At 68.1% G+C, this 1,697-nt stretch carries 1 protein-coding gene; it reads right to left on the reverse strand.

All coding sequences use genetic code 11. From position 1 onward, the window contains the following. Positions 1-171 precede the first annotated feature (171 nt). Positions 172-1,578, reverse strand: a complete 1,407-nt coding sequence (locus EET13_RS22790) for an IS1380 family transposase (RefSeq protein ID WP_122444397.1) — start codon at positions 1,576-1,578, stop codon at positions 172-174. Between the last annotated feature and the right edge of the window lie 119 nt (positions 1,579-1,697).

The raw sequence follows: 1,697 nt of genomic DNA on the forward strand, positions 1-1,697 counted from the left end.
TAGCCTCGATTTTGCATCGAATTGATGCTGAGGGCGCTCAGTCGTTGAATTGTGTTGCTGGGTAGGTATTTTCGCGTGCTGGCATGGAGGGGTGTCCCGTGTCGCGGGGTGGGGCGGGCTTTCCTTGGGCCGGTGGGTCTTTCCGTGTCGGTTGGTCGGGTGGTGAGGGCTCTATCCGAAGGCGGTGCGGATGGCCTGCCAGGCGGTAGCGATCATCGCCGCCCAGCGCCAGGTCGCGTCGATACGCAGCCGGACTTGCCTGGCTCCGCGGGTGATGCGGGCCGCGACGTGCAAGACCCGGTAGCGGAACGTGGTGATCTCCACGCGGCCGAGTTCGGGTTGGGTGGTGAATCCGATCAGACGGGTCCAGGTGATGAGGTCGGCGGCGGCCAGGATGATCTCCTGCCAGGCGGCGTTGGCCGAGAAGGCGTGGCATGGCAGGTTACGCAGGCCGGTGTTCTTGAGTTCGCGGATGCGGTCCTCGACGCGGGCGTGCTGGCGGTGCCGTAGTTCCAGGCCGGCGACCTGTCCGGGTATGACACCGGGGCCGGTGTCGGTGATGAACGCGGTGACCCGCATCCCGTCAGCGTCGGTGAACCGCAACTGCGCGCCGGGATGCGGGCGTTCCCTGCGCAGGATCAACCTCGTGCCGGCCGGCCACGCGGACAGGTTGACCAGCCCGGTGGCCTCGGCGACCCACGCCCCGTCGCGGAGACCGCCGTCGGTGTCGATCGCCGGATACCAGGCCTGGCCGAGGGCCAGGGTGTCCACCGCGTCCTGCACCCGCCAATCCACCGGGTAGCCGAAGGAGAACCCCACCCCGGCGGCGCGGCACGCGTCGGCGAAATCGTGGGTAGCCCCGGCCGAATCGCAGCGCACCAGCACCTTCGGCGCGTCTGGATCGCCGCCACGACCGGGACCGGGGCGCCACGCCGGTGGCAGCGATGCCAAGGCTTGGCCCAGGACGGTGATGTGGTCGGCGGCGGTGTTGGAACCGGCGCGGCCGGTGCGCAGCAGCCCGGCCAGCGCTTCCCCACCGGCGATCTCGGGTCGGTCGAGAAACGCCAGCAGTGGATGCAGGCCGAACGACTTCTTCCAGGTCGGCGTCGCCAGCTCTTTGTTGTCGGAGTGATCGGCCACCAGGGTGGCGTCGATGTCGATGTGCAGCCATTCACCGGGTGCCGGGGCGGCGCCGGCGGCCCAGGCCGCCGCCCGCGCGGCCGCTCGGGCTACGTGGATTCCGGGCAGGTGAGCGGTGTCGATGCGTTCATCGACCAGCCGCCACATCGTGGTCGTCGAGGCCTTCGGCCCGAAGACGTGTTCGCGGTCACCGCAGAGTTGTCCGACGCCGTCGATGCAGTCCGCCCCGTCAGCGACCGCGGCCGCCAGGTCGGCGAAGACATCGCCGGGCGCATACACCCACGGGCCGCGGTAGGCGTCGGCCAAAACGCCCGTGACCTGCGCCGACAAACCCGTCAGATCAGCAAGTTCACGCAGCATGCCCATTCCGGCGTGCGACACGACACCCCGGCCGTCGGCCGACACTTTCACCCGCGACCCGACCGCGATACTGTTCACCTGCGAGGTGCCTTCCCACTGGAACGATTGAATCCTAGACAAATCCAATCATTCCTTGTAGGACAGGCACTTTCGCGTATCAACACCCAACGACACCGGTATTCCGCGAAAAATCCGGG

The sequence above is a fragment of the Mycobacterium attenuatum genome, from assembly GCF_900566085.1.
GTDB lineage: Bacteria > Actinomycetota > Actinomycetes > Mycobacteriales > Mycobacteriaceae > Mycobacterium > Mycobacterium attenuatum.